The following is a 25,811-nucleotide window of genomic DNA, read 5'->3' as shown; positions in this document are numbered from 1 at the left end:
GCACCCCCTCGGCTCAGATGTGCAGTCATCTTCGCACGCGCAGCCCTCTCGCACTAACGCTGACCAACGTGCGAGTATCGGGCGGAACACGCCACCGTTTCGCGGAGGTCTCCCATGCCAGTGCTACCGGGTGCGGAGCCGTACCACCACGAGGGCGGTGAGACCGGCGTCCTGCTCTGCCACGGGTTCACCGGCTCGCCGCAATCCCTGCGACCGTGGGGTGAGCATCTGGCCCGGGCGGGACTTACGGTGTCCCTGCCCCGCCTGCCCGGCCACGGCACGACGTGGCAGGAGATGAGCCGCACCCGCTGGGAGGACTGGTACGCCGAGCTGGACAAGGCGTTCGCCGACCTGCGCGGCCGGTGCGCGCAGGCGTTCGTGATGGGCCTGTCCCTCGGCGGCTGCATGGCGCTGCGCCTGGCCGAGGTCCACGGGAACGCCGTCACGGGCGTCGTGGTGGTCAACCCGTCCGTGATCAACGACGTGCCGCTGCTGCACCTGGCCCCGGCGCTCAAGTACGTCGTACGCTCGACCCCGGGGGTGGCGGGCGACATCAAGAAGGAGGGCGCGAGCGAGCTCGGCTATCCGCGCACGCCCGTCCGGGCCGCCGCCACGCTGCCCCGGCTGTGGAAGCTCGTCCAATCCGACATCGCCAAGGTGACCCAGCCGGTGCTGGTGTTCCACAGCAGCGACGACCACGTGGTAAAGCCGGGGAGCGTCGCGTTCCTGCAGGCGAGAATGGGAAACAATCTGGAGGTCAGAGAGCTGGCGGACAGCTATCACGTCGCCACCCTCGACAACGACGCGCCTGTGATCTTCGAAGGGAGCCTGGAGTTCATCCGCTCCCATGCCTCGGTACCCTTGACGAAGGACTTGTGACCCGGGATCGACGTGACGCCGCAAAGTGACGAGGACGAGGTCTGGCGCCAGATCGTCGCCTCGTTCAACGAGACAGCCGAGGACGCCTCGGCCGAACAACCATGGCCCGACCGGGAGAACGTCACCGAGCAGGCCGACGCGGGCGACGGCGACGACGCCCGCGGCGGTGGTGCTCCGGGTGGCGTGGCTCTCGGCGACGACGCTCTCGGCGACGGGGTCGGGGACGACGACCGGACCGGTGAGGAGCGGGCTCCCACCCCCGGCGACGACGACCACTACATCCCGCCGCCCCCTCCGCCGCTTCCGCACGGCGACGCCCTCAGCCGGCTCTCCTGGCTGGCGCTGTTCGGCGGCCCGGCCTACCTGCTCCTGGCCGCCCTGCTGCAGTGGCCCATGGACGGCTGGATCGTGTTCGCCGCGGTGGCGGCGTTCATCGCGGGGTTCGTGATCCTCGTCGTGCGCATGGGCGACGGCCCGCCCGCCGACTCCGGCTGGGACGACGGCGCGGTCGTCTGACTTCGGCCGGGACGACGGCGCACGCCCCGGCCGGTCCTGGTCAGGCCGCGCCGGCGTTCATTCGGCTTCGGAGGCCGCCTTCACCGTGCCGCCGTCGACGGGAGGCGGGCCGAACCGCTCCACGAGGTCGGTGTAGCGGCCCTTGTCGTCCAGGCTGTGACCGACCGCCATGGTGAGGTCGCCGACGTGCGCGACCGCCTGCAGCCGCACCGTGCGCTCCTCCGTCGTCGCCGGGCCCCGCAGCGTGGTCCAGCGCGATCCGTCGTATCGGAGCAGCAAGCCCTCGGCCTCGTGCCTCGGGTCGTATCCCGAGATCCAGAACGCGCCGTCGCCGTCCCCCGTGACGCCGTACAGTTCGGCGCGCCGCTCCGGCGGCGTCACCCGCTTCCAGTGCCTGCCGTCCCAGTCGAGCACCAGCGGGGCGATGCCGCCGTCGCGCTGGTAGACGCCGCCGACCGCGACCGCGCGCTTGCGGCCGTCCGCGTACACGTCCCGCAGGAAGCCGCCCTTGATCTCCGGCAGGTCGGCCTGTTTCCATCCGCTGCCGGTCAGGTGCATGGCCAGGGGCCCGGAGCCGGAGTCGCCCACCGCCCAGCCGTCCGACCTGCCCGCGAGCGCCACGCCGTACATCGCGCCCGCCGGGCCCTGGCCGGTCTTCCAGACCGTGCCCTTGCCGGAGCCGCCGCTGCTCAGCAGGAACGCCTTGCCGTCCCGGCTGCCGACCGCGACCACCCGCCCGGACGAGGCGGCGAGCCCGCCGAGCCAGTCCCCGGTGCGCAGTTGCGGCACGCCGACGCGGTCGAACCCGTCGCGCGTGCCCTTCGCGACGTACGGCAGGCCGTCGTGGCCGTCGCCGACGGCCCAGACCTCGGTGGCGGAGGCGGCGGCGACCGACCGCAGGTGGCCGGCGCCGGTGGCGTCGCCCCGGATCGGCACCTCACGCCAGGAGGAGCCGTCCCAATGCGTGATGATCCCCTGGTTGCGCCAGAAGTCCCAGGCGTTCTGCTGGCCCACGGCCCAGATGTCCGTGGCCGACAGGCCGGCCACGTCGGACAGCGAGCCGTCGGGCTGGAGCCGTCCGGTGGAGGAGCCCGCGTCCTGGGCGACCTCGTTCCCCGACGGGCCGCGCTCCGTCTGGGCGCGGACGATCCCTGCGTGCGCGTGCGCGACCGATGTGGCGCGCGGGAGGAGACCGGTCAGCAGACCGGCGAACAGCACACACAACGGCACCGCACGCCGTGTGAGGCGGCGGGTCATGAAACGATCGTACGGGTGGCCGGGCACTCCCCGTCACACAGGTCGCGAATCCGACTACCTAGAGATGCGGAGGCGCGGCCGTATCGGCCCTCTCCGGCCGGCCGGAATCCGCGCCGCCGCCGGCACGGCCGCGGCGGGTCTGGCCCGGGCGGACGGCGTCAGGGCGTCGTCAGGGCCGCGTCAGGGCGATCTCGGCGACGACCGGCCGGTGGTCGCTCGCGGCGCGCAGGTCCTCGGCCGGGATCTCCGTGCCGCCGTACGACACGACGGTCAGGCCCGGTCCCGCGAAGATCGCGTCGATCCGCACGCGGGGGTCGCGGGCCGGGAACGTCGCACCTTCCCGGCCGTCGTCTCCGTCCGCCCCGATCCGCGGCGCGGCGTCCCGCACGGCGGTGAAGCAGTCCGTGTAGCGGCCCCCGAGGAGACGCCAGACGGGAGCCCCGGGAACCTCGTTGAGATCCCCGGCCAGCACCGGCGCGGCCTCGAACTCCCGGGCCGCGCGCTCCAGGATCGGCACGATCTGCGCGGCGTGACTCAGGCGCGCCCCCGCCAGGAGGTCGAGGTGGGCCGAGCACACGGCGTACCGCTCGCGGTCCTTCCCCACCGTCTTCTCCACGACGGCGAGCGCGACGGACCGCCACTCGAGCCCGGCGAACCACCGCAGGCGGTGCCCCCGCCCGCGCAGGAGCCGTACGGCCGGGGCGGTGAGGACGGCGGTCCCGCCCACGCGGCCTCCGGCGGCCACGGACAGACCGGCCGCGCGGGCCAGCGCCCGCCGCTCCCGCTGCCAGCCGGGCAGGCGGGGCGCCTCCTGCAGGCACAGCACGTCGGGCCGCAGGGCCCGGATCACCCGGACCAGCGCCCTCCGGTCGTCTTTGAGTCCCCGTACGTTGTAGGTCGCGACCCGCAGCACGCCGTCAGCGGAGCCGGGCGAGGTCGCCGGCTCCCACGAGCCCCGCCGACGGGCCCATCTCGGCGACCCTGATCTCGGCGAGCGGGCGGTGGCCCCGGCCGGTCAGCCGGGCGGCGAACTCCTCACGCACCCGGTCGACGAACAGGTCCGCCGCGCCGGAGACGCCGCCGCCGATGATGAAGCACCCGGGGTCGAGGACGGCCGCCATGTCGACCAGCCCCTGGGCGAGCCATTGGGCGAGCGACTCGAAGGCGGCCAGCGCCGCCCGGTCGCCCTGGCGCGCCGCCTCGGTCACGTGCTCGCCCTGGATGCCCTCGGCCGAGCCGCCGCCGAGCCGCAGCAGATGCTCGGCTCCGTCGGGGTCGGCCTGCGCGTTGTTCCTGGCCTCCAGCAGCAGCGAGCTGCCGCTGGCGTACCGCTCCCAGCAGCCGCTGTTGCCGCAGCCGCAGGGACGGCCGCCCGGCACCGCCTGCATGTGGCCCAGCTCGGCGCCCATGCCCCACCGGCCGCGGTAGAGCTCGCCGCCGAGCACGATGCCGCCGCCGATCCCCGTGCCCACGGTCACGCACACGACGTGGCTCTCGCCCCGGCCCGCGCCGAACCGGTACTCGCCCCAGGCCATCGCGTTGGCGTCGTTCTCGACCACGACCGGCAGGCCGACCAGCTCGCCCACCTTCTCGCGCAGCGGCTCCTCGCGCCAGGCGAGGTTGGGGGCGAAGCGGATGATCGAGCGGGTCTCGTCGACGAAGCCCGCCGCGCCGATGCCGACGGCCTCGACCGAGTGCCGGGCCGCGAGCTCGGTCACCGCATCGGCGATCGTGAGCGCCATCTTCTCGGGACTGCCCGCCGGGCTGTGCCGCAGGCCCCGCTCGAGGATGGCGCCGTGCTCGTCGACGACACCGTACGCGATCTTGGTACCGCCCACGTCCACGCCGATGGTCAGCGCCATTCGTCTTCCTCCCGCCCAATCCGCTTCTCGCCCGGATCCGCTTCTCGACCAGATCCGCGTTTCGCCCAGATCGGCTTCTCGCCCGGATCCGCCTGCGCCCGGGCCGCTACCGCCCGAGCGATCATGCCGCGCCGATTGAAGCCGATCGAGCCGGGTTGTGGCAATCCCGTCGTCGCCCGCCCTCGGCCGGCCCGTCAACCGAGGTCGATGTGCTCGACCTTCGGCTCGCCGGGTCGCCGCTCCCCGGCCGGGCGCTCCCTGCCGCTCGCCGAGGGACGCTGCAGGGCGTCGACCGCCTCCCGGAACGCCGCGAACAGCTCTCCGCCCGCCGCGATCAGGTGGCCGGTGACGTCGCCGCCGGCCTCGCGGCGTGCCGCGATGACCCGGCACACCGGGCAGGCCCGGCAGACGTACTCGTCGTGGTCCTCCGCGACGGCCTCGCTCCACACGTCGTCGCCGCCCCGGCCGCCCGCGCCGACGCCGGCGAAGGCGGATCCGAAGCCGCTCACGCCGCCCTTCACGAGCCCCTTGCCGAACTCCCGGCCCATGCGCCGCTGCACGGCGTCCAGCAGCTTCATCGCCTCCTCCGCCGCCGACCCGAGCGGGTCCTGGCTGCGCGGAGTTGTGTCGTTGGAATCCGTCATTTCGCCCCTCCTGCCTCGAACCGTACCCGGAGCCGGCCGTCCCGGAGCGCGGCCGAAGAGATCTCACGGCGGGCGAGGGCGGCGGGCAGGGCGATGACGCGCCGGTAGGACCCGGCGGTGACGATGATGTCGTCCCCCTTGCGGGCGAGGTCGAGGTCGTCGCGGTCGGCCAGCGGCAGGGACAGCGCCAGCTCGTCGTTGGTGAACCTCAGCGGCGGCTCGACGCCGGGGCGCGCGAAGGGGTCCCGGTCTTCGTACATCCGCGCGGCGAGGCCCGACAGAGCGGCGGTCCCGACCGGCTCCGCCGGGAGATAGGGGACGGTGAGGACGGGCAGCGGGGCGAACGACTCGTGCACCGTGGCGAGCTGCCTGGTCTGGGCCTCCACCCATCCCAGCCGCCACTCGTCGGCGCCCTCCGCGGGGAAGACCCGGTTGGCGATCACCGCGTCGACGCGGTAGCCGTACAGGCTGAGCGAGGTGAGGGTGCGGCGGGCCTCGGCGACGACCACCGCCTCGGGGGTCAGCACGAGCCGCACGGACGCGTCGTCGCCGGTCAGCAGCGCGCGCACCTCCAGCAGGCCGCGGTGCAGCCGCTCCCCCGCCGAGACGACCTCGCCCTCGGGCACGCTCACCTTGGCGACGTGCCGGATGACCGGCGACAGCGCCCTGAGCATCCGCCTACCGGTGGGGAGCAGGCGGTTGACGTGCCAGTCGAGCGCCTCCGGCAGGGCGAGCAGGCGCAGCGTCTCGGCGGTCGGCGCGCAGTCGACGACGATCACGTCCCAGCGGCCGGTGCGGGCCTGCTCGCGCAGTTCGAGCAGCGCGAGGATCTCCTCGGCGCCGGGCAGTACGGTGATCTCCTCGGCGGTGACCTCGTCGAGACCGAGCTCGGCCAGCAGGTTGCCTGCGTAGTCGCGTAACTCGCCCCAGTGCCGCTCCAGCGACCTCTGGGTGTCCACCTGCTGCAGGTGCAGGCCGGGCGCGGCCTCGACAGGCTCGGACGAGGGCGGCACGCCGAGCGCGTCGGCGAGCGAGTGCGCGGTGTCGGTGGAGACGACCAGCGTCTTGTTGCCCCGCTCGGCGGCGAGCGTGGCGGTCGCGGCGGCCGCCGTGGTCTTGCCGACCCCGCCCTTCCCCGTGAAGAGGAGGATCCTCATCGGCTCTCGACGCGCCGCTTGAGCCCTTTCAGCGCGGTGTCGACGATGACCTTCTCGGCCTTGCGCTTGATCAAGCCGATCATCGGGACCTTGAGGTCCACGGCGAGGTCGTAGGTGACCTCGGTGCCGCCGCCGCTGTCGTCCAGGCGGTAGCTGCCGGTCAGGCCCGACAGCATCTTCCCGGCCTCGACCATCCGCCAGCTCACGCCCGCGTCGCCGTCCCAGTCGTACCCGAGGACGTACTCGTCGCTGATCACGCCGGCGTCGAGGACGAAGCGGACCCGGGAGGCCCGGCCGTCCGCGTCCGTCTCCAGGACGTCGGCCTTCTTCACCTGGCCGGCCCACTCCGGATAGGCGGGGAAGTCCGCGATGACGGCCATGATTGTCGACCGGCCGGCGCCGATCGTGATGCTCGACGAAGTGCGATCAGCCATGCGCCAACCGTACTTCACCATTCCAGGGCGAAAGGCGTGCCACGGCCGCGGAAGTGGCCGACGTTGACGCATTCCGTGCGACCGACGCGGGTGCGGCTGACCAGTGGCTGGTGAACGTGGCCGAACAGCGCGAAGCGCGGCTGCGTCCTCCTGATCGCCTCCAGCGTGGCCTCGCTCCCCCGTTCGAACCGCCGGGCCACCACGTCGTACAGCAGGTCGGGGATGGCGGGCGGGATGTGGCAGCACAACACGTCCACCTCGCCCACCGCCTCGACCTTGCGCGCGTACTCCTCGTCGTCGATCTCGTACGGCGTGCGGTATCTGGTGCGCAGGCCGCCGCCGACGAACCCGAAGGTCAGCCCGCCGATCTCGGCCACCTCGCCGTCCAGGACCCGCTGGCCGGGCCGCAGATGGTCCGTCCACAGGCGCGGCAGGTCCACGTTGCCGTACGTCAGGTAGGCCGGCGTCGGCATGGCGGCGAAGATCTGCTCGTACTGGCGGCGGACGGCTGCCTCGATGAAGTCGCGGGGGTCGCCGTCGAGGGTGGCCCACAGCCCGGCCGACAGCTGCCGCGCCTCGTCGAAGCGGCCCGCCGCGCGCAGTCCCACGTACTCGCTCGCCCTCTCCGCGCCGAACAGGTCCGGGAAGATGCCCTGCGAGTGGTCGGCGTAGTCGATGAAGAGGAGCAGGTCGCCGAGGCAGATCAGGGCGTCGGCCCCGTCGCCCGCGCGGGCGAGCGCGTCGGCCCGGCCGTGGACGTCGCTGACGACGTGGATGCGCATGCGGACATGGTAACGGCCGCTTTACCTAGCACCCGCTTGGGTAACGGAAAGGTGTCGGGCCCGCGGCGCGGGGGACACTGATAGCGTCGATTTGCCCCTGGATAACGCCTGGGTGACGGACCTACCCATGCGTAACTTGGCGCGGTAGCGTCCGGTGAGACACGAAGAGTTATGCCCGCAACGCGGTCCCCGCCCTGCGCTCCGGGGGTCGCGCGGCCGTGCGCGAAGGAGTGACCCGTGCGCGAGTTCAGCGTTCCCGTGCTGGTGGACGTGCCCCTGTCGGCGAACTGCACCGACGTGGTGTTCCAGCGCGGCGTGGACGAGCCGGACGCCGTCGTCATCCGCCGCAAGGAGGGTGAGGATCCGGCCGCGCCGTGGACACCGGTCACCGCCGCGCAGTTCAGGGACCGGGTGGCGGCCGTCGCCAAGGGACTGATCGCCGCCGGGATCGAGCCCGGCGACCGGGTCGGCCTGATGTCGCGCACCCGCTACGAGTGGACGGTCGCCGACTACGCCATCTGGGCGGCCGGCGCGGTCGGGGTGCCGATCTACGAGACCTCCTCCGCCGAGCAGGTGAAGTGGATCCTGACCGACAGCGGCGCCAAGGCCGCGTTCGTCGAGACGGCCGCGCACGAGGAGACCGTCCGCGAGGCCGTGCCCGGGCTGCCGCTGCTGTGGCGCATCGACGGCGGCGGGTTCGCCGAGCTGGAGCGCCTCGGCGCCGACGTGTCCAACGACACGCTCGCCGAGCGCAGGGCGAGCCGGGGCGGGCGCGACCTCGCCACGATCATCTACACCTCGGGCACCACCGGCATGCCGAAGGGCTGCCGCCTGACCCACGACAACCTGCTGTTCACCGCGCGCAACGTCTCCCGCGGACCGCTGGAGGCGCTGTTCGACGTGGAGGGCCGGGCCGCGCTGCTCTTCCTCCCCCTGGCGCACAGCTTCGCCCGGCTCATCCAGGTCGTGCTGATCGAGACCGGCACGGTGCTGGCGCACAGCCCGAACATGAAGAACGTGGCCCCCGACCTGCGGGAGTTCAAGCCCACGTTCCTGCTGGGCGTGCCACGCGTGTTCGAGAAGGTCTACAACGCCGCCGAGCAGAAGGCCAACGCGGAGGGCAAGGGCAAGATCTTCCACGCCGCCGTACGGGCCGCGATCGAGTGGAGCAAGGCCGAGAGCTCCGGCGGGGCCGGCCTCGGCGCCCGGCTCAAGCACGCGGCCTTCGACAAGCTCGTGTACGGCAAGCTGCGGGCGGCCACGGGCGGCGCGCTGACGGCGGCCGTCTCCGGCGGCTCGGCCCTCGGCGAGCGGCTCGGCCACTTCTTCCGCGGGGTGGGCATCGAGGTGTTCGAGGGGTGGGGGCTGACCGAGACCAGCGCGCCCTCGACCGTCAACATCCCGGGCGCCAACAAGATCGGCACGGTCGGCAAGCCGTTCCCCGGCGTGAGCATCCGGATCGCCGACGACGGCGAGATCCTGGTGAAGGGCCGCCACGTCTTCGACGGCTACTGGAACAACGAGCGCGCCACCAAGGAGGCGATCGACCCGGAGGGCTGGTTCCACACCGGGGACGTCGGCCGCCTCGACGAACACGGCTACCTGAGCATCACCGGCCGCAAGAAGGAGATCCTCGTCACCGCCGGCGGCAAGAACGTGGCGCCGGCGCCGCTGGAGGACGCCATCCGGGCGCACCGCCTGATCAGTCAGGTCATGGTCGTCGGCGACGGCAAACCGTTCATCGGGGCGATCGTCACCCTCGACCAGGAGGCGATGGAGCAGTGGAAGCAGGCCAACGGCCGCTCCGGCGCCTCCATGGCCGAACTCTGCTCGGACCCGGCCGTCGTCGCGGAGGTGCAGCAGGCCGTCGACGACGCCAACCGGATGGTCTCCAAGGCCGAGCAGATCAAGAAGTTCAGCATCCTCGACATCGAGCTGAGCGAGGACAGCGGCCACGTCACGCCGAAGCAGTCGATCAAGCGGCACGTCGTCGCCCGCGACTTCGCCAAGCAGATCGACGAGCTGTACGGCGGCTGAGCGGCGCACCGCCGGCCGCGACACGACACGGTGCGCCGAAATCTGTCGATGAGTCTTTGAAAGTTTCAGCGATTCTCGGCGCACCGCCAGGACGAAGCGGGATACGGTCACGAAATCGACCACGATGCCCCGTGATCGGGACGACCGGAATACCGTGACAGGTGCGGATCCTCCGTGTCGCCGGCGACAGGCGACCTGTGGCGATGCCTTGCCGGCCCCGCACGGTCCCCGAAAATATCGGGGCGGCCCCGCAATGTTGCGCCTTGCTTGGTTATGCTCCAGACGCATCCATGATCGATGGCTGGAGAAGGGCGGGCGATGGGCGACAGGGCCGGCAGCTGGGACTGGACGCACCGCGATCCCGACTATCTCCCCCCGGAGATCGACACGACGAAGCCCAGCATCGCGCGGGTGTACGACGCGTTCCTTGGCGGCAAGGACAACTTCGCGGTGGACCGCGCGATCGCCATGGAAGGCATGCGGCACTTCCCCGACCGCGGCGAGGGCACCCGCAACAACCGGGCCATGCTGTTCCGCGGCGTGAAGTACATGGCCGAGCAGGGCGTCGACCAGTTCCTCGACATCGGCTCGGGCCTGCCCACCATGGACAACACCCACTCGGTCGCGCAGCGGATCAATCCCGCCGCGAAGGTCGTCTACGTGGACAACGACCCCATCGTGCTGGCCCACGCCCGGGCGATCCTGCAGACCGACGAGCGCACCCGCGTGATCACCGCGGACATGCGCGAGCCCGAGGTGATCCTCGACCACCCCGACGTCGAGGGCTTCCTCGACTTCTCCCGCCCCATCGGCCTGCTGCTGGTGGCCGTGGTCCACCACCTCGCCGACGCGGAGGACCCGAACGGCCTGGTGGACGCCTACAAGGCGCGCCTCGCCCCGGGCAGCTACATGCAGCTCACCCACTTCTGCTCCTGCGCGCCGGAGATGCGCGAACTGGAGGCGGTGCTGCTGCAGATGCTCGGCACCGGCCGCGCACGGGACATGCCCGAGATCGCGCGGTTCTTCGCCGGCCTCGACCTGGTCGAGCCCGGCGTCGTGCACGTGCCCGAGTGGCGTCCCGAGGAACCCGTGCGCCACCCCCTCGACCTCGGCGGCATCTGCGTCGCCGGCGGCGTCGGCCGCAAACCCTGACCGCGCCGCTCGCGCGGGCCGGTGTGTCGCATTTGCGCGAACAGCTGGTTTTTCGCACCTAATCAAGGCGTGGGGCGGCACCTGTCCATCCATTGGACCCTTCGTTAGGTGTCGCTCCTGTGGTCCCGTTGCGCCACGTGTTGGGATTTATGCGTGACCCCCCACCACATGCACCAGCGGGGTCGCGCCCTTGGCCCGCCGTAGGGCCTGCGGCTCCCTGTGGTCTTCCACTCAAGGAGTCATATGTTCCGGCACAACCGCCGCCTGCAGTTCGAGGCCAAGCCAGAAAAGCCGGAACCGGTGTACGCGCGCAAACTCCAGGAGCTCATCGGCGGCGCCTTCGGCGAGATGACGGTCACGATGCAGTACCTGTTCCAGGGCTGGAACTGCCGCATGCCCGGCAAGTACAAGGACCTGATCATGGACATCGCGACCGAGGAGATCGGGCACGTCGAGATGCTCGCCACGATGGTCGCCCGCCTCCTCGAAGGCGCGCCCTCCACGGCGGTCACGAAGATGGCCACCGTCGACCCCGTGCTCGGCGCGGTCCTCGGCGGGATGGACCCGCAGCAGGCCATCGTGGCCGGCGGTGGCCCGATGCCCGCCGACAGCAACGGGCATCCCTGGAACGGCCGCTACATCGTCGCGAGCGGCAACCTGCTGGCGGACTTCCAGGCGAACGTCGCGGCCGAGGCGCACGGCAGGCTGCAGACCGCCCGGCTCTATCACATGACGGACGACCGGGGCGTGAAGGACGCTGAAGTTCAACCTCGCCCGCGACACCCTGCACCAGAACCTGTGGCTCAAGGCCATCGAGGAACTCCGGACGGACGGCCTGGAGGACGTCGTCGTGCCCAACGCGCTGTTCGACGAGGAGCACGCCGAGCACGCGGAGACGATCTGGGACCTGTCCGACGGCGCCGAGGCCCAGGCGGGCGGCTGGGCGAGCGGCCCGCAGCCCGACGGCCGCCACCAGTTCTCCTATCTCCTCAACCCCGAGCCGCTCGGGGATCTCGCCATGGCGCCGCCGCCCGACCCGAATCTGTACGACACCTACGACGGCAGCATGGGCGAACCGAAGAGCCCCGCCCTCGGCACGGAGGTGGGCCCGATGGACAAGCTCAAGGACAAGCTCACCTGACCGGGCCTCGCCGAGCCCGCGAGCCGGACGCGGGGGCCGGTCGGGCTCCGCCCTCCGCTCCTTCCCTCGCACCACGCGCGACCTGACGGCGCCTGCGCCGTTCCGCAGATGCCGCACCACGGCGCCCGGCCCGGGCCCCTGGCACGCCCGCCGGGAGCCCGCCCTGCCGCACCCCGCATTTCCCGCCTGAGGCTCCCGTGTTTCCTGTGAGGCTTTCGTGCTCGACTCCCGCCGTCCCCTGAAGGGGCCCGCGCCCGCCGTACGCGCCGAGGGGCGGGCGGCGCCCGGCCGCCTGGCGCGGCTGGCCGGGCTGTGCGGCCCCGCCTTCGTCGTCTCCGTGGCGTACATCGATCCGGGCAACTTCGCGACCAACATGGCGGGCGGGGCCCAATACGGGACGATGCTGCTGTGGGTGATCGCGCTCGCGAACGTGCTGGCCATGTTCGTGCAGGCGCTCTCGGCCAAGCTCGGCATCGCCACCGGCCGCAACCTGCCCGAACTGTGCCGCGACCACCTGCCGCGCCGGGTGAGCCTGCCGCTGTGGGTGCAGGCCGAGCTGGTCGCCGCCGCCACCGACCTGGCCGAGTTCATCGGCGGCGCGATCGCCCTGAACCTGCTGTTCGGCGTGCCGCTGCTGCCGGCCGCCGCCATCACGGCCGTCGTCTCCTCGCTGCTGCTCATGCTCGCGCCGCGCGGGCGCCGCCGGTTCGAGGCGACCGTCGCGGCGATGCTCGGAGTCGTCCTGGCCGGATTCGCCTACCAGGTGCTGCTGTCGGGGTCCCTCTCGGGTGTGGCGGGCGGCTTCGTGCCCCGCCTGGCCGGGACCGACAGCCTGCTGCTGGCCACCGGGATCGTCGGGGCGACCGTCATGCCCCACGTCGTCTACCTGCACTCGGCCCTCACCCAGCACCAGGGCGCGCACGGCGGGCCCGGAAAGCAGGTGCGCAGCGAGGATGTGCGTAGAGAGGCCGTGCGCAGGGAGGCCGTGCGCGCCAGCCGGGTGGACATCGCCGTCGCCCTCGGCGCCGCCGGGCTGGTGAACATGGCGATGCTGACCGTGGCCGCCGTCACGTTCGGCGGCGGCGATCCCGGCAGCCTGCAGGCCATCCACGCCGGGCTCGGGCAGGTCCTCGGCCCCGGGGCGGCCGTCGCGTTCGCGCTCGCGCTGCTCGCCTCGGGCCTGGCCTCCTCCAGCGTGGGCACCTACGCCGGGCAGGTGATCATGGCGGGGTTCCTGCGCCGCCGCGTGCCGCTCCTGGCGCGGCGGCTGGTCACGATCATCCCAGCCATGGCGGTGCTGGCCGCCGGGGTGGACCCCACGCGGGCGCTCGTGCTGAGCCAGGTCGCGCTGTCCTTCGGCATCCCGTTCGCCCTGGTCCCGCTCGTGGCGTTCACCGGCAGCAGGAAGCTGATGGGCGAGCTGGTCAACCGCCGCCTCACCACGGTCGCCGGCGTCGCCGTCGCCGCCGTGATCAGCGCGCTGAACGGCTTCCTCCTCGTGGACGTGTTCAGCGGCTGAGGCGGCCTCACAGCAGTGCGGCGAACCGGGCCGCGACGAGGTCCCAGCGCCACTCCTCCTCGATCCAGGCCCGGCCCCGCTCGCCCATCGCGCGGGCGCGGGCCGGGTCGGCCAGCAGATCGCTCAGCGCGCCGGCCACCGCCGTGTGCGACGTGCCGTCGACCACCAGGCCCGTCTCGCCGTGCCGTACGGCGTCGGGGGCGCCGCCGGAGGAGCCCGCGATCACGGGCAGCCCGGTGGCCGACGCCTCCAGGTAGACGATGCCGAGGCCCTCGACGTCGAGCCCGCCGAACCTGCTGCGGCAGGGCATGGCGAACACGTCGCCCGCGTCGTAGTAGGCCGGGAGGGACGCCCAGGGGACGGACCCGGTGACGACCACCGAGCCGCGCGGCCCGGCCCCGGCGGCCGTCCGCTCCAGCGACCGCCGCAGGGGGCCGCCGCCGACCAGGAGGAGGACCGCGCCGGGAACCCGCCGGAGAACGAGCGGCCAGGCCCGCAGCAGCACGTCCTGGCCCTTGCGCGGCACCAGCCGGGAGACGCACACGACCACCGGCCGGTCGCCCAGGCCGAGCGACGCGCGGATCCGGTCGCCGCCCGCCCCCGGATGGAAGAGTGCGGTGTCCACGCCGGGCGCGAGCCGTACGAGCCTGGAGGCGGGCACGACCCGGGCGATCCGGCGGCGGGTGTAGTCGCCGAGGTAGGTCACCACGTCGGCCCCCGCGCCGATGCGGCGCAGCAGGGCGCGCGCGCCCGGCAGGCGGGCCCACGACGCCTCGTGCCCGTGGGTGAGCATGACGATCCGGCCCGCGCCGGCGGCGCGCAGGACGGGAGCGAGCAGCCCCAGCGGCGCGGCCGCGCCGAAGACGACGGTGGCGCCGTCCTCCACGAGCGCCGCCGCCCTTCTCGCCACCGAGCGCGTCGGCAGCATCAGCGAGGAGGGATGCCGGACCACCTCGTACGGCTGGCGGGAGTCGAACTCCTCGCATCCCTTCCAGCGCGGGGCGTACACGACCACGGAGCCGGGCGGCCGGCGCGAGGCGAGGCCGTGCACGAACGCCTGGATGCCGCCCGGTCTGGGCGGGAAGTCATTCGTGACGATCAGCGTCCGCTTCGTCATCCTCACCCCCGCTGCCGGCGTGATCGCACGGTCCGCCCGCGCCGCCCGAGAACGCATTGTCGCAGCCGCCGCCGCACCGTCGTCCCTAGAAGATCGGGATCAGGGCCGGGCGAGCTGCTCGCGGGCCCACGACCGCCAGGCGCTGGTCAGGCCGTCGGCGGTCAGCCCGAGCTGCTCTCCGATGGCGGCGCCGATCTCCTCGCGCAGCGCGGCGCGGTAGAGGGCGACCAGCCTCCGCTCGCCGAAGCGGGCTGCGATGTAGCGGCAGGCGAGCCACGCCTCCTCGTACGCCTGGGCGGGCCTGGCGGCGAAGTCGGCGGGCCCCGGCAGGCCGTCCAGCGCCGCCCTCCCCGCCGCCACGTCGGCGGCCAGCTCGGCGGCGACCGTACGGACCGGCAGTCCGCTGTCCAGGTAGCCCACGTAGTCGGCGAAGCCCTCCATGAGCCACATCGGCACCGCGTGGGGACCGGAGGTCGCGACGTGCGTCAGCTCATGGGTCACGACGACCAGGCGGCCGGTCGCGGACAGGCGGGCGAACGCGGCCGGCTGCACGATCACACGGCCGCCGGTGGCGACCGCCGCCAGGCCGTCCACCTTCGCCGGCGTCGCCAGCACGGCGGCCTGCTCCTCGGTGCGCGGCACGAGGACCACCGCGCCGCCGCGCCCGCCCCAGATCCTCGTGACCGTGCGGCCCGCGCGATCGGCCAGTGCGGCGACCTCGGCGACCAGCGGCCGGGGCGACCCGACGACGACGGCACGCTCGCCGCGGGCGACGGAGGCGCCGGTCCACATGCCCGGATGCTCGCGCACGGCGGCGCGGGCGTCCAGCCGCAGGGCGCGCAGCGGGTCGGGCGGCGCCGCAGCGGCGAGCCCGGCCAGCAGCACGGCCAGCGCGACGGCCACGGCCACGACCCGGCGGGGAGGGACCCCGCGGGGCGCGGCTTCGGGCCGGCGCCGGTCGGTTCCAGCGCGCACGCTCGGCAGGCCGCCCCCGGGCACGCCGCTCGTGACAGTCACGCCGTGCATGGTAGCCAGCACATGTCACGGCCCCGTCCACCTCGGCGAGATGGACGGGGCCGTAGGGACGGCGCCGGTCGAGGGGGCTGGTGACCGGCGCCCGTCAGACGCCCGGACGGACGGCACCCACGAAGGTGCTCTTCCGGTAGGCGTCCAGCTTGTCGATCCTGACCCGCGTGCCGCTGTGCGGAGCGTGGATCATCTTGCCGTGCCCGACGTACATGCCGACGTGGCCGCCGCCGCTGGTGAAGATGAGGTCACCGGGCTCGAAGTGCCCCCAGGACACCTTCGTCCTGACCGCGCCGCGGATGGACCACGTCGTGCGCGGCAGCCGTACGCCCGCCTTGCGCCAGGCGTACTGGACCAGGCCCGAGCAGTCGAACGCGCCCGGTCCCGTGGCTCCGTAGCGGTAAGGGTCGCCGATCTGCTTCTCGGCGGTCTTCACCGCGCGCCGGGCCTTGGCCCGCTGGAGCGAGGTCCTGCTGATCTTCCGCTTGGCGGCGTGCTTCTTGGTCCGCTTCTTCGCGGCGGCCTTGCGGGCGGCGGTTTTCGCGCTGTTCCCGTCGCTCGTATTCGTGGCCGTCTTCGTCGCTGTGGCCGTCTTGACGACCGTGACCGTCACCGTGTCGGCCGCCGTATCGGCCGCCGCCGGATGTGCTCCGGCGACCCCTACGGATGCCGTCAACGCGGCACCACCAACGGCAATTCGGGCAAGACGGGACAGACTAGCGGGGGTGGTAGACAGGATCTCTCCTCGGGTCTTCCGCTCACGCCTACCGGGTTAGCTGACGGGTTCGGGCGGGGAAGTCGCCCTACGGCGCGCGATGCGCCGATTCACCCCGGACCTTCGCGTGAAGGTCGATGGTTCCCCGGCTCCGTGCCTCCTGACTGCACGGACTCGGCTGGTCATCGGCGCCGGGGGATCCCGCGAGGGGGAGGGTGTTGGAGGACGCCGATGCCGGTGGATGACTGCGCGGCCCGGCCGGCCGGACCGGGACGCGCGGCGGCGAGGCGTGCTCGCCGCGGCCCAGAAGCTACCGAGGACTCGCGGCGTTCGGCAAAGCCCGCCCGCCGGATAAAGATCGGATAACGAAGGCCGCGGAGAAGAAATCGCAGCGTACCCACCTCGCGAGGGGCCCAAGTGTGACTCTGCTCACAATCTGCGCAACAAGGGCTGAACGCGGTCACAACAGCCCCGAAAACCACACACCGTCACAGAGGCGGCCAACCCCTCAGGGGCGCACAGCTCCGATCGCGTGATACTCCGCAAGTGAGACAATCTTCACAACATCGCCGGTCTGAGGGGCGTGGACGACCTTGCCGTCGCCGGCGTAGATGCCGACGTGCCCGTATCCGGCGTGCCAGAGCAGGTCGCCCGGCTGGAGCTCGTCCAGCGAGACCCGGCGGCTCGCACCCCAGGCCCACTGCTCGTAGCTGGTCCGGGGCAGCCGCACGCCCGCCGCCGCCCACGCGGCCTGCACGAGCCCGGAGCAGTCCCAGGCGCCCGGTCCGGTGCCCCCGTAGCGATAGGGCTTGCCGACCTGCTTGTAGGCGAACTGGAGGGCTTCCAGCGCGTTGCCGGACGCCGGCCCGGTGTAGACGACGCCGGCGCTGTTGGGGTTGCCGGGGTTGAACGTCCCGAGCGAGCGCAGCAGCTTCATCTGCTCCCGGACGAGCTTGTCGACCTTCTCCTTCTCGCCGGCCAGCTCGTCCTTGACGTCGGCGGCCTCTTTGTAGACCACCTTGCTCTGGTCGCGGCGGTCCTTGAGGTCCTTGATGGCGCCCTCATACTCCCTGAGGCGCCCGGCCCGCTCGGCCGACATGTGGTTGAGCGTGGCGAGGCCGCTGAGCATGGCATCGGGGTTGGAGCTGTAGAAGACGCCGCCCCACGACCCCATCTCGCCGACCTGATAACTGCTGACGGCCATCGAGACCAGCCCGGAGCGCAGCGCCTCGACCCGGACGTTCTGCTTCTTGTAGTCCTCGTTGATCGCGAGGTACTTCTGCCGCGACTTCTTCCACTTCTCGTTGGCCGCATTGTAGCGGTCCACGAGCTTGTCGGCCTGCTCGTTGAGCTTGCTCAGCTTCGCCTTGGCCTGCGCGACCGTGGGCTTCGGATCCGCCTCCGCGCCCGTCATCGGCGTCAGCAGGACCACGGCGGCCAGACCGGCGGCCACCGGCACACGCCCTCGCACTGAGCCCCCTTGAGGATCAACCTCTTAGATCAACGAACCTGCGGCGCGACTCTATCTAGGCGATCTTGAAGCTTCAACCTATTCGCAGGTATTCGCGGCAGTCATCACCGTTGGTGACGACGCTGTCGCGGGCTGCGCGCGCGGCGGCTCAGCCGCGGCCGAGACGGCGCAGCAGCAGGAGCGAGGGCACCGGCCGGGCGCCCATGCGGCGCACCGACTCGGCCACCTCCCTGTCGGAGGAGACCACGGCGATGGCCCGCCCGGGCGGCTCCGCCCGCACCAGTGCGCGGATGAGGTCGTCGGCGATCTCCCCGGGCGCGCTGAACCTCACCCTCACCCCACGCGGCGCGGAGACCTGGACGGGCCCGTTCAGCTCGGCGCCGTCGAACACGCAGGTCACCTCCGCCCGCGTCTGCACGGCGAGCCCGCCGAGCCCGGTCAGCAGCCGGGCCCGCTGGTCGGCGAGGGTCAGCGACGGGTAGCCGGTCTTGGTCACGTTGTAGCCGTCGACGATCAGATGCAGATGAGGGATGGCCAGGAGCTGGTCGAGGAGCTGCGGGTCGTCGTTGGCCAGCGCCCGCGCGGGAACGGCCGTCACGCCCGGCTCGCCGGGCTGCACCGCGTTCACGTGGTCGGCCGGCCTGGTGATCGTCGTGGGCAGCCCGAGCTCCTTGCGCAGCCCGGAGGCGGCGTCCTGGAGCGCGTCCAGCAGCACCCGCACCCGGGCGTCCTCGACGCTGCGGCCCTCGCGGGCGGCCCTGCGGCTGGCCTCCAGCTGGCGCTCGGCGTCCGCCAGGCGCTCCCTGAGCCGGCGCACCTCGGTCTCGGCCGCGCCGTTGGCGCTCGCGGCCCTGGTCCGCGCCTCGGCCGTCTCGGCCTCCAGCTCGGCCGCCCTGGCCTCGGCGGCCCTGACCCGCTCGCGGGCGTCGTGCAGCTTGCGCCGCAGGTCGGAGTTCTCCGCGCGGGCCGCCTTGAGCTGCTCGCGTGCCCGGTCGATCTCCTCCTTGGCGGAGGCACGCTGCGCCGCGAGCTGCTCGCGCAGCCGCGTCTCCGCCTGCTCCCGCTGGGTGCCCGCGGCGGCGGCCTGCTCCAGGTCGGTCCGCGCCTGCTCGACCAGGTCCGGCCAGCCGGGCGGGCGGGTCAGGTACGCCGCCGCCGCGACCAGCACCGGCTCGGCCGCGGGGGGCACCGTGCCCTCGGCCAGGCTCCCCACCAGCTCGGGCCAGGCGACCTCCACCGCCTCGGCCACCCGCTCGCGGAACTCCTTGTCGTTCTCCAGCTGGGCCGCGATCGGCGCGCTGCCCAGACGGGCGCGCTTGCGCGGGTCGAACTTGGCGATGTTGCGCAACGGCGGCGGCACGGCCGCGGCGGGCATCGAGCCCAGCACCTGCGCCGCGACCTCCACCACCTGTAAACGCACCTGCTCGGGCAACGGACGAGACAGGCCTTCTCCGGCTGAACTCATCTCGTCGCTCCTCGGCCGTGTCCTACGGATCTGCTGCCCACTGCGGTCGCCCCGGCGGCGCCTCGCGGTGCTGTCGCCCCCGAGTGCGAGAACGTCCCGATGCCCGCCGTCCGCGAGGCGTGGGCCTCACGGCGCGCCCACCGGACCGCCATCACACGGCAAGATCTGCGAGACACTCCCTTGTTCCTGTCTTCTTTCAAGGGTACGGCCGTCGCACCGTGTCCATGTCGCGTTCATGATCTGTCACGGCGTCCCGCACCGGAGGCCCGGGCGCGGCACAACCCCTCGATGGGGCGCCCGGTCCCCGCCCGTACGCTTGGCGGCGTGTTCACGCCGCCCTATCCGATCACGACCCCCCGGCTGGTCCTGCGCCCCTTCACCGAGACCGACCTCGACGACCTGCACGCCTTCCACTCCCTGCCCGAGGTCGCCAGATACCTCTACTGGGACGCCCGCACGCGGGAGGAGACGAAGGCCGCGCTCGACCGGAAGATCGCCTGCGCGTCGCTCGGAGAGGGCGGCGACATGCTGTGCGTGGCCGCCGAGTCGGCCGGCGGCGGGCCCGTGATCGGGGACCTCACGTTGTTCCTGCGCAGCCGGGAGCACCGCCAGGGCGAGATCGGCTTCGTCTTCAACCCGGCGTACCAGGGCCGCGGGCTGGCCACCGAGGCGGCCCGCGAGGTCCTCCGCATCGCATTCGAGGGTCTCGGGCTGCATCGCGTGCACGGCAACTGCGACGCGCGCAACACCGCCTCCGCCCGCCTCATGGAGCGGCTCGGCATGCGCAAGGAGGCCCACCTGGTGGAGAACGAGTTCTTCGCCGGCGCGTGGAGCGACGAGCTGATCTACGCGATGCTGGCCCGCGAATGGCACGCAGGAGCGGCCGGCGCGCGGCCGCCCGCCTGACCGTCGCTTTGCCTTCGCCTGGGGCGGGGGCGGCAATTGTCGGTCGGGACTTCTATGGTCATGGGCGTGGATGCGGTACAGGGCACGCTGGACGAGCTCGGCACTCCCCTGCGGGAGGTGACGTTCGTCGTCTTCGACCTGGAGACCACCGGCGGGTCGGCCGCGGAGCACGCCATCACGGAGATCGGCGCGGTGAAGGTGCGCGGCGGCGAGGTGATCGGCGAGTTCGCCACACTGGTCGACCCCGGCGGCCCGATCCCGCCGTTCATCTCCGTGCTGACCGGCATCACCGACGCGATGGTCGTGGCCGCGCCGAAGTTCTCCGAGGTGCTGCCGAGCTTTCTGGAGTTCGTCGCCGGCGCCGCGCTGGTGGCGCACAACGCTCCGTTCGACATGTCGTTCCTGAAGGCGGCGTGCCAGGTCAACGGCTACCCGCCCCCGGCCAACCCCGTGGTGGACACGGCCGACCTCGCGCGCCGCGTGCTCACCCGCGACGAGACCCCCAACTGCAAGCTGGCCACCCTCGCGCGGGTCTTCCGCAGCTCCACCGAGCCCTGCCACCGGGCGCTGGCCGACGCGAAGGCCACGGTCGACGTGCTGCACGGCCTCATCGCGCGGGTCGGGTCGCTCGGCGTGCACACGCTGGAAGACCTGCGCGGCTTCGTGCGCGCCCCCACCCCGGAGCAGCAGCGCAAGCGCCACCTCGCCGAGGGGGTGCCCGGCGCGCCCGGCGTCTACATCTTCGAGGACGTCAAGGGTGAGGCGCTCTACATCGGCAAGAGCTCCAACCTGCGCAACCGCGTGCGCAGCTACTTCACCGCGAGCGAGACGCGCTCCCGCATCCGCGAGATGGTCGGCATCGCCGAGCGGGTCAGGACGATCGTCTGCGCCACCGCGCTGGAGGCGGAGATCCGCGAGCTGCGGATGATCGGAGCCACCAAGCCCCGCTACAACAGGCGGTCCCGCTTCCCGGAGCGGGCGGTCTGGCTCAAGCTGACCGACGAGGCGTTCCCACGGCTCAGCGTCGTGCGCGAGGTGAAGGACGACGGCGCGGCCTATCTCGGCCCGTTCGGCAGCAGCCGCACCGCCGACGACGCGCGGACCGCCATGCACGAGGCGCTGCCGCTGCGGCAGTGCACCGAACGGCTGTCGGCCCGCGTGCGGCGCCCCGCGTGCGCGCTCGCCGAGATGGGCCGCTGCGGCGCGCCCTGCGAGGGCCGCGAGAGCGAGGAGAGCTACGCCCGCCACGCCCGCCGCGCCCGGCACGCGATGGAGCTCGACGCGGAGGCGGTGTTCTCGGCGATGGAGGCGCGCATGAGCCGTCTGTCGGCCGAGCAGCGATACGAGGAGGCGGCCGTCGACCGGGACCGGCTCGCGGCATACGTCAGGACCGCCGCGCGCATGCAGCGCCTGCGCTCCCTGACCGGCATCCCGCAGATGGTCGCGGCCAGCCCCGCCTTCGACGGCGGCTGGGACATCCACGTCATCCGGCACGGCAGGCTCGCCGCGGCCGGCGTGATGCCCCGGGGCGCCCACCCCACGCCGTACGTGGACGCGCTGGTCGCCACGGCGGAGACCGTCGTCCCCGGCCCCGGCCCGACCCCGGCCGCCAGCGCCGAGGAGACCGAGTGCGTGCTGCGCTGGCTCGACTCCCCCGGCGTGCGTCTCGTCCAGGTCGACGGCACCTGGAGCCTTCCCGCGTACGGCGCGGGGCGGCTGGTCGAGCGCATCGAGCGCGCCTACCGGCACCAGCGCGGCGACCGCCGGGAGGGACGGCCCCTGCGGTGAGCCCGCGGGGTGAGGCCGCGGAGGTGAGGCCGCGGGGGTGGCACTAATGTCGGGGTCGACAGACCCGAGCCGCGAGACAGCAGGAGAGACGCCCATGGTCACCGCGATCGTCCACATCAAGGCGGACGTCGACAGGATCCCCGAGGTCGCCGAGGCCATCGCCGAGATCGAGGGCGTCAGCGAGGTGTACTCGATCACCGGCGAGTTCGACCTGCTGGCCATGGTCAGGGTCGGCCGCTACGAGGCGGTGGCAGAGGTGGTGCCCGGCCGTGTCAACAAGGTGCCCGGGGTGCGTCACACCGAGACGCACATCGCCTTCCGCACCTACTCCCGCCACGACCTGGAGGCGGCCTTCTCCATCGGCCTCGCCGACGCGGACTGATCCCGCCGGCCACGCGCCATGGTCGCCCGGGGCGGCGCGCAGCAGGCTCGGCGGGCTGAAGCGGCGCCGAGCACGCCGGGCGGGCTCAAGCGGCACGGAGCAAGGCTGGGCGGCGCGGCGGGTCAGGCCGGGCGGAGCAGCCGGACGCGGACCTCGAACCCGCCGGGAAGCCGGTGCGCGGCGACCGAGCCGCCGAACAGCGCCGCGCGTTCCCAGGTGCCGACGAGCCGGTCGCGGGGCAGCCCGTCGTCGTGGACGACGACCTCGAGGAGGGCCGGCAGCCACCGCAGCGTGACCGTCGCCGAGCGGGCCATGCCGTACCACAGGGCGTTGCCCAGTGCCTCCTCCACGATGCGGTAGGCCGACAGCTCCAGCGTGGGGCCGCTCCCCCGGGCGCCGACCTCGGTGAGCCGGACGGCGAGCCCGCTCGCCCGGAAGTCGTCGATCAGCCCGGGCAGCTCTCCCAGGCCCGGTTGGGGGCCGTGGCGCTGCCCTTCCACGCGCAGCAGGCCCATCATCCGGCGCAGGTCGGACAGGACGCGCCGGCCCGACTCCTCGGCCTCGCGGAAGGTCCGCCGCGCCCGTTCCGGGTCCTGGTCCATGATCACCCGGCCCGCTCCCACGCCCAGCGTCATCACGCTGAGGTCGTGGGCCACCAGGTCGTGCAGTTCCGAGGCGATCCGCAGGCGTTCCCTGACGACGTCGTCCTCGGCCGCGAGGTGAGCGGGCCTTCCAGGCCGCGCGCCGTCCCCGCCCTCCGCCCCGACCCGCCGGCCGCCCCTAGCGCGGTCTCCTCCGGGGGAGACCGCGCCGGGGCGACGACCGGCGGAGGGCGCACCACGGAGACCGGCGGCGAGTGAGGCCATCCCACCCCGGGCCGACGCGGCCCAGCAGTGGATGACGCGAAGGGCGGACAGGCGCATCATGGCGGGAACGGTACGGCTCAGGCCGAACCCGGCACGTCCCCATCAAGACGGACCGCTGATCCCTCCCGCGGTGGAGGAGATCCGGATCAGGAGCGTGATCAGGCCTTGCCGCCGAGCGCGCGGCTGATCTCGACCCAGCGCTCCAGCGTCTGCGCGGCCCGGCCCGAGTCGACCGCCTCGGCCGCGCGGGCGTACGCCGCGCGCAGGTCGCCGATCAGGTCGTCGCCCGGCCCGTCGTAGGCGACCAGGCCGGCCGCCGCGTTCAGCAGCACCGCATCGCGCACCGGTCCCGTCTCGCCGCGCAGCAGGTCGCGCACCGCCCCGGCGTTGAACTCGACGTCGCCGCCGCGCAGGTCGCCCGGCTGGGAGCGGGGGATGCCGAGGTCGGCCGGGTCGATCGTCGTCTGGGTCGCGGTGCCGTCCCGGACGACGAAGACCGTCGACGGGGCCGCGGTGGACAGCTCGTCGAGGCCGTCGTCGCCCCGGAAGACCAGCGCCGACACGCCGCGTTCCGCGAAGACCCCGGCCATGACCGGCAGCATGCGCGCGTCGAACACGCCGATTGCCTGGGCGGCGGGGCGCGCGGGGTTGGCCAGCGGCCCGACGAAGTTGAACACCGTGGGCACGCCGATCTCCTTGCGCGGCGGGCCGGTGAAGCGCAGCGCGGGGTGGTAGACGGGCGCGAAGCAGAAGGCGATGCCGACCTCCACCGCGACCCTGGCGGTGGTCTCCGGCGACAGGTCGAGGGCGACGCCCAGGTGTTCGAGCACGTCGGCCGCGCCGCACAGCGAGGAGGCGGCCCGGTTGCCGTGCTTGACGACCCGGGCCCCGGCCGCCGCCGCGACGATCGCGGCCATGGTCGAGATGTTGACGGTGTGCGCCCGGTCGGCGCCGGTGCCGACGATGTCGACCACCGGCCCCTCTACCGTGAGCGGGGTCGCGCGCTCGAACATGGTGCGGACGAGGCCCGTCACCTCGGCGACGGTCTCGCCCTTGGCCCGCAGGGCGACGGCGAAGGCGGCGATCTGCGCCGGGGTGGCCGACCCCGACATGATCTCCCCCATTACCCAGGCCGTCTCGTCGGCCGTCAGGTTCTCGCCCGCCAGCAGGGCGTTCAGCGTGGAGGGCCAGGTGGTGCGCGTGTCCATGGTGGGCTCCGCGGGATTCGATGTGGGGTCGGGTCGGCGTGTCGGCTGTGCGGTACGGCCGGGCGGGCCGGGGCACGGGACCGGTGGGCCGGGCGCGCCTGCGCCTGGCGTCGACGTGCGTCCGGCGCCGGCGTTCCCGGTTACGGGCCCGCCCGACGATGCGCCGGGGCTCGGCCCGCCCGGGCTCCGTGCGCCCGCTTGAGTGCGCCCGGTCCGGTACGCCCGGTCCAGTGCGCCCGTTGAGTGCGCCCGGCTCGGTACGCCCGGTTGAGGGCGCGCGGGCCGGTGCGCGGCTCGGTGCGCGCGGCTCAGTGCGCCCTGGTGAGGCTGAGGCGGCGCCGCATGAGATCGGCCACCGCCTCGGCGAGGACGACGGGGTCGATGGGCTGCGCGACGACGGCGTCGGCGCGGGACCAGTTGGCCAGCCAGCGGTCGTCCCTGCGGGCGATCAGCAGCAGGATCGGCGGGCAGTTGTGCACCTCGTCCTTGGCCTGCCTGCTGACCCCCATCCCGCCGGCCGGCTGCGCCTCGCCGTCGAGGACGGCCACGTCGATTTCGCCGGAGTCGAGGTGCTTGATCACGGCCGGCTGGGTCGCGCACTCGACGATCTCGACGAGGGGCACGTCCGCGGCGGGGCGCCGCCCGATGGCCAGCCGCACCTTCTCCCGGGTGCTTGCGTCGTCGCTGTAGACGAGAACCCTCATTTCACGCTCACTGTCGAATCGCGGGGTATGGTCATCGTGATGCTACCGGCGCGGCTGCAGGGCTCGCAGCCCCGGGGCGATTGCCATGACATGCCCGTTTCGTAGGCGCAGATGGACCCTAGCGGGGGGTCGTGGGGCGACCCGACCTGGGGAGCCGCAATAATGCTGGGCGTGGCGACAGCATCCGCAATTACTACGACGACGAGACCGCACGGGTCCAGCCGGCCGAACCTGGTTCAGGTCGGCACCATCGTGTGGTTGTCCTCTGAGCTCATGTTCTTCGCGGCGCTGTTCGCGATGTACTTCACCATCCGGTCGGTCAGCCTGGGGCAGGGCACGCACTGGCCCGAGGCGGACCTCAACGTCCCGTTCGCGACCTTCAACACGACCGTCCTGGTTCTGTCGAGCGTCACGTGCCAGCTGGGCGTGTGGGCCGTCGAGAAAGGCCAGGTCAAGAAGCTGCGATTCTGGTATGTCGTAAGCTTCTTGATGGGTGCGTTCTTCGTGGGCGGACAGCTCTGGGAGTACGGGCACCTGGCGGAGGAGGGTCACATCCTCTCGCACTCTCCGTACGACTCGGTGTTCTACCTGACCACGGGCTTCCATGGCTTGCACGTGACGGGTGGTCTGATCGCGTTCCTGTTCATCCTGGGACGTACGTACGCCGCGAAGCGCTTGACGTATGAGCAGCAGACCAGCGCGATCGTCGTGTCCTACTACTGGCACTTCGTCGACGTGGTCTGGATCGGCCTTTTCGCGACCATCTACATCATCAAATGATCG

Annotated in this window: 24 protein-coding genes, 1 pseudogene and 1 riboswitch; of the genes and pseudogenes, 10 read left to right on the top strand and 15 right to left on the bottom strand. The window is 72.7% G+C overall.

The window, feature by feature from the left end:
• The first annotated feature begins 114 nt into the window (after positions 1-114).
• Complete coding sequence (locus tag BXA11_RS01215; protein ID WP_076432020.1) at positions 115-879, top strand: alpha/beta hydrolase; 765 nt, start codon at positions 115-117, stop codon at positions 877-879.
• Positions 880-891: 12 nt separating this feature from the next.
• Positions 892-1,395 (top strand): hypothetical protein, encoded by a 504-nt coding sequence (locus tag BXA11_RS01210; protein ID WP_076432018.1) that lies wholly within the window; start codon positions 892-894, stop codon positions 1,393-1,395.
• Positions 1,396-1,452: 57 nt separating this feature from the next.
• Here the strand turns inward: BXA11_RS01210 and BXA11_RS01205 are convergent, their stop codons facing one another.
• From BXA11_RS01205 to BXA11_RS01175, 7 genes are all read right to left on the bottom strand, one after another.
• Complete coding sequence (locus tag BXA11_RS01205; protein WP_076432016.1) at positions 1,453-2,652, bottom strand: hypothetical protein; 1,200 nt, start codon at positions 2,650-2,652, stop codon at positions 1,453-1,455.
• 169 nt (positions 2,653-2,821) lie between these two features.
• Positions 2,822-3,565, bottom strand: a complete 744-nt coding sequence (locus tag BXA11_RS01200; protein ID WP_076432014.1) for an endonuclease/exonuclease/phosphatase family protein — start codon at positions 3,563-3,565, stop codon at positions 2,822-2,824.
• Positions 3,566-3,569: 4 nt separating this feature from the next.
• Positions 3,570-4,514, bottom strand: coding sequence for an ROK family glucokinase (locus tag BXA11_RS01195; RefSeq protein ID WP_030508924.1), 945 nt, complete (start codon positions 4,512-4,514; stop codon positions 3,570-3,572).
• A gap of 194 nt (positions 4,515-4,708) precedes the next feature.
• Entirely contained in the window at positions 4,709-5,158 is a 450-nt protein-coding gene (locus BXA11_RS01190; protein WP_076432011.1) for a hypothetical protein, read from the bottom strand.
• Positions 5,155-6,315, bottom strand: a complete 1,161-nt coding sequence (locus tag BXA11_RS01185) for an ArsA family ATPase (RefSeq protein WP_076432009.1) — start codon at positions 6,313-6,315, stop codon at positions 5,155-5,157. The genes BXA11_RS01190 and BXA11_RS01185 overlap by 4 nt, the downstream gene beginning before the upstream one ends.
• Positions 6,312-6,749 carry an SRPBCC family protein gene (locus tag BXA11_RS01180; RefSeq protein WP_076432006.1) on the bottom strand — a complete coding sequence of 146 codons (438 nt, stop codon included), beginning with the start codon at positions 6,747-6,749 and terminating at the stop codon, positions 6,312-6,314. Before BXA11_RS01180 ends, BXA11_RS01185 begins: the two co-directional genes overlap by 4 nt.
• A gap of 14 nt (positions 6,750-6,763) precedes the next feature.
• On the bottom strand, positions 6,764-7,531 hold the full coding sequence (locus BXA11_RS01175; RefSeq protein WP_076432004.1) for a metallophosphoesterase family protein: 768 nt from the start codon (positions 7,529-7,531) through the stop codon (positions 6,764-6,766).
• Between the two features lie 237 nt (positions 7,532-7,768).
• Between BXA11_RS01175 and BXA11_RS01170 the strand changes: the two genes are divergently transcribed.
• From BXA11_RS01170 to BXA11_RS01155, 4 genes and pseudogenes are all read left to right on the top strand, one after another.
• Positions 7,769-9,568, top strand: coding sequence for an AMP-dependent synthetase/ligase (locus BXA11_RS01170; RefSeq protein WP_076432002.1), 1,800 nt, complete (start codon positions 7,769-7,771; stop codon positions 9,566-9,568).
• 297 nt (positions 9,569-9,865) lie between these two features.
• A complete protein-coding gene (locus BXA11_RS01165) occupies positions 9,866-10,720 on the top strand; it encodes an SAM-dependent methyltransferase (RefSeq protein ID WP_239104796.1) in 855 nt (284 codons plus the stop codon).
• Positions 10,721-10,963: 243 nt separating this feature from the next.
• A pseudogene (locus BXA11_RS01160) lies at positions 10,964-11,861 on the top strand (manganese catalase).
• Between the two features lie 217 nt (positions 11,862-12,078).
• Positions 12,079-13,380 (top strand): Nramp family divalent metal transporter, encoded by a 1,302-nt coding sequence (locus BXA11_RS01155; protein WP_083743866.1) that lies wholly within the window; start codon positions 12,079-12,081, stop codon positions 13,378-13,380.
• A gap of 7 nt (positions 13,381-13,387) precedes the next feature.
• On the opposite strand, the gene BXA11_RS01150 is transcribed toward BXA11_RS01155, so the two are convergent.
• From BXA11_RS01150 to BXA11_RS01130, 5 genes are all read right to left on the bottom strand, one after another.
• Positions 13,388-14,497, bottom strand: a complete 1,110-nt coding sequence (locus BXA11_RS01150; protein WP_076432000.1) for a glycosyltransferase family 4 protein — start codon at positions 14,495-14,497, stop codon at positions 13,388-13,390.
• A 99-nt stretch (positions 14,498-14,596) separates the two neighbouring features.
• Positions 14,597-15,514, bottom strand: a complete 918-nt coding sequence (locus BXA11_RS01145; RefSeq protein ID WP_143734038.1) for a gluzincin family metallopeptidase — start codon at positions 15,512-15,514, stop codon at positions 14,597-14,599.
• Positions 15,515-15,617: 103 nt separating this feature from the next.
• The gene (locus BXA11_RS01140; protein WP_239104794.1) at positions 15,618-16,199 is read right to left on the bottom strand and encodes a C40 family peptidase; all 582 of its coding nucleotides are present in this window, start codon (positions 16,197-16,199) and stop codon (positions 15,618-15,620) included.
• Positions 16,200-16,273: 74 nt separating this feature from the next.
• Positions 16,274-16,428, bottom strand: a riboswitch (cyclic di-AMP (ydaO/yuaA leader).
• Between the two features lie 318 nt (positions 16,429-16,746).
• The gene (locus BXA11_RS01135; RefSeq protein WP_030508912.1) at positions 16,747-17,709 is read right to left on the bottom strand and encodes a C40 family peptidase; all 963 of its coding nucleotides are present in this window, start codon (positions 17,707-17,709) and stop codon (positions 16,747-16,749) included.
• 148 nt (positions 17,710-17,857) lie between these two features.
• A complete protein-coding gene (locus BXA11_RS01130; RefSeq protein ID WP_076431994.1) occupies positions 17,858-19,174 on the bottom strand; it encodes an NYN domain-containing protein in 1,317 nt (438 codons plus the stop codon).
• A gap of 324 nt (positions 19,175-19,498) precedes the next feature.
• Here BXA11_RS01130 and BXA11_RS01125 point away from each other — a divergent pair, with 324 nt between their 5' ends.
• The 3 genes from BXA11_RS01125 to BXA11_RS01115 all read left to right on the top strand — a co-directional run bounded on the left by BXA11_RS01125 (position 19,499) and on the right by BXA11_RS01115 (position 22,250).
• Positions 19,499-20,080, top strand: a complete 582-nt coding sequence (locus BXA11_RS01125; RefSeq protein WP_143734037.1) for a GNAT family N-acetyltransferase — start codon at positions 19,499-19,501, stop codon at positions 20,078-20,080.
• 66 nt (positions 20,081-20,146) lie between these two features.
• Positions 20,147-21,868, top strand: coding sequence for a DEDD exonuclease domain-containing protein (locus BXA11_RS01120; protein WP_076432433.1), 1,722 nt, complete (start codon positions 20,147-20,149; stop codon positions 21,866-21,868).
• A 94-nt stretch (positions 21,869-21,962) separates the two neighbouring features.
• Positions 21,963-22,250 carry an Lrp/AsnC family transcriptional regulator gene (locus BXA11_RS01115; protein ID WP_030508908.1) on the top strand — a complete coding sequence of 96 codons (288 nt, stop codon included), beginning with the start codon at positions 21,963-21,965 and terminating at the stop codon, positions 22,248-22,250.
• A gap of 122 nt (positions 22,251-22,372) precedes the next feature.
• Here the strand turns inward: BXA11_RS01115 and BXA11_RS01110 are convergent, their stop codons facing one another.
• The 3 genes from BXA11_RS01110 to BXA11_RS01100 form a co-directional block, all read right to left on the bottom strand.
• A complete protein-coding gene (locus BXA11_RS01110; RefSeq protein ID WP_076431990.1) occupies positions 22,373-23,176 on the bottom strand; it encodes a sensor histidine kinase in 804 nt (267 codons plus the stop codon).
• A 98-nt stretch (positions 23,177-23,274) separates the two neighbouring features.
• A complete protein-coding gene (gene trpD, locus BXA11_RS01105; protein ID WP_076431988.1) occupies positions 23,275-24,324 on the bottom strand; it encodes an anthranilate phosphoribosyltransferase in 1,050 nt (349 codons plus the stop codon).
• Between the two features lie 308 nt (positions 24,325-24,632).
• Positions 24,633-25,028 (bottom strand): DNA-binding transcriptional response regulator, encoded by a 396-nt coding sequence (locus BXA11_RS01100; RefSeq protein WP_076431986.1) that lies wholly within the window; start codon positions 25,026-25,028, stop codon positions 24,633-24,635.
• Positions 25,029-25,139: 111 nt separating this feature from the next.
• Between BXA11_RS01100 and ctaE the strand changes: the two genes are divergently transcribed.
• The gene (gene ctaE, locus BXA11_RS01095) at positions 25,140-25,808 is read left to right on the top strand and encodes an aa3-type cytochrome oxidase subunit III (protein ID WP_432871498.1); all 669 of its coding nucleotides are present in this window, start codon (positions 25,140-25,142) and stop codon (positions 25,806-25,808) included.
• The last annotated feature ends 3 nt before the right edge of the window (positions 25,809-25,811 follow it).

The organism is Microbispora rosea, assembly GCF_900156315.1.
In the GTDB taxonomy this organism is placed as follows: domain Bacteria; phylum Actinomycetota; class Actinomycetes; order Streptosporangiales; family Streptosporangiaceae; genus Microbispora; species Microbispora rosea.
Note: the sequence above shows the minus strand (reverse complement) of the source record. Positions and strands in the feature narration are given on the sequence as shown.

Excerpts from the sequence above, each read along its gene's own strand:
- BXA11_RS01175 (WP_076432004.1), bottom strand. The coding sequence starts at position 7,531 with ATGCGCATCCACGTCGTCAGCGACGTCCACGGCCGGGCCGACGCGCTC.
- ctaE (WP_432871498.1), top strand. The coding sequence starts at position 25,140 with ATGGACCCTAGCGGGGGGTCGTGGGGCGACCCGACCTGGGGAGCCGCA.
- BXA11_RS01115 (WP_030508908.1), top strand. The coding sequence starts at position 21,963 with ATGGTCACCGCGATCGTCCACATCAAGGCGGACGTCGACAGGATCCCC.
- trpD (WP_076431988.1), bottom strand. The coding sequence starts at position 24,324 with ATGGACACGCGCACCACCTGGCCCTCCACGCTGAACGCCCTGCTGGCG.
- BXA11_RS01165 (WP_239104796.1), top strand. The coding sequence starts at position 9,866 with ATGGCTGGAGAAGGGCGGGCGATGGGCGACAGGGCCGGCAGCTGGGAC.
- BXA11_RS01100 (WP_076431986.1), bottom strand. The coding sequence starts at position 25,028 with ATGAGGGTTCTCGTCTACAGCGACGACGCAAGCACCCGGGAGAAGGTG.
- BXA11_RS01150 (WP_076432000.1), bottom strand. The coding sequence starts at position 14,497 with ATGACGAAGCGGACGCTGATCGTCACGAATGACTTCCCGCCCAGACCG.
- BXA11_RS01195 (WP_030508924.1), bottom strand. The coding sequence starts at position 4,514 with ATGGCGCTGACCATCGGCGTGGACGTGGGCGGTACCAAGATCGCGTAC.
- BXA11_RS01190 (WP_076432011.1), bottom strand. The coding sequence starts at position 5,158 with ATGACGGATTCCAACGACACAACTCCGCGCAGCCAGGACCCGCTCGGG.
- BXA11_RS01185 (WP_076432009.1), bottom strand. The coding sequence starts at position 6,315 with ATGAGGATCCTCCTCTTCACGGGGAAGGGCGGGGTCGGCAAGACCACG.
- BXA11_RS01110 (WP_076431990.1), bottom strand. The coding sequence starts at position 23,176 with ATGATGCGCCTGTCCGCCCTTCGCGTCATCCACTGCTGGGCCGCGTCG.
- BXA11_RS01215 (WP_076432020.1), top strand. The coding sequence starts at position 115 with ATGCCAGTGCTACCGGGTGCGGAGCCGTACCACCACGAGGGCGGTGAG.
- BXA11_RS01130 (WP_076431994.1), bottom strand. The coding sequence starts at position 19,174 with ATGAGTTCAGCCGGAGAAGGCCTGTCTCGTCCGTTGCCCGAGCAGGTG.
- BXA11_RS01180 (WP_076432006.1), bottom strand. The coding sequence starts at position 6,749 with ATGGCTGATCGCACTTCGTCGAGCATCACGATCGGCGCCGGCCGGTCG.
- BXA11_RS01205 (WP_076432016.1), bottom strand. The coding sequence starts at position 2,652 with ATGACCCGCCGCCTCACACGGCGTGCGGTGCCGTTGTGTGTGCTGTTC.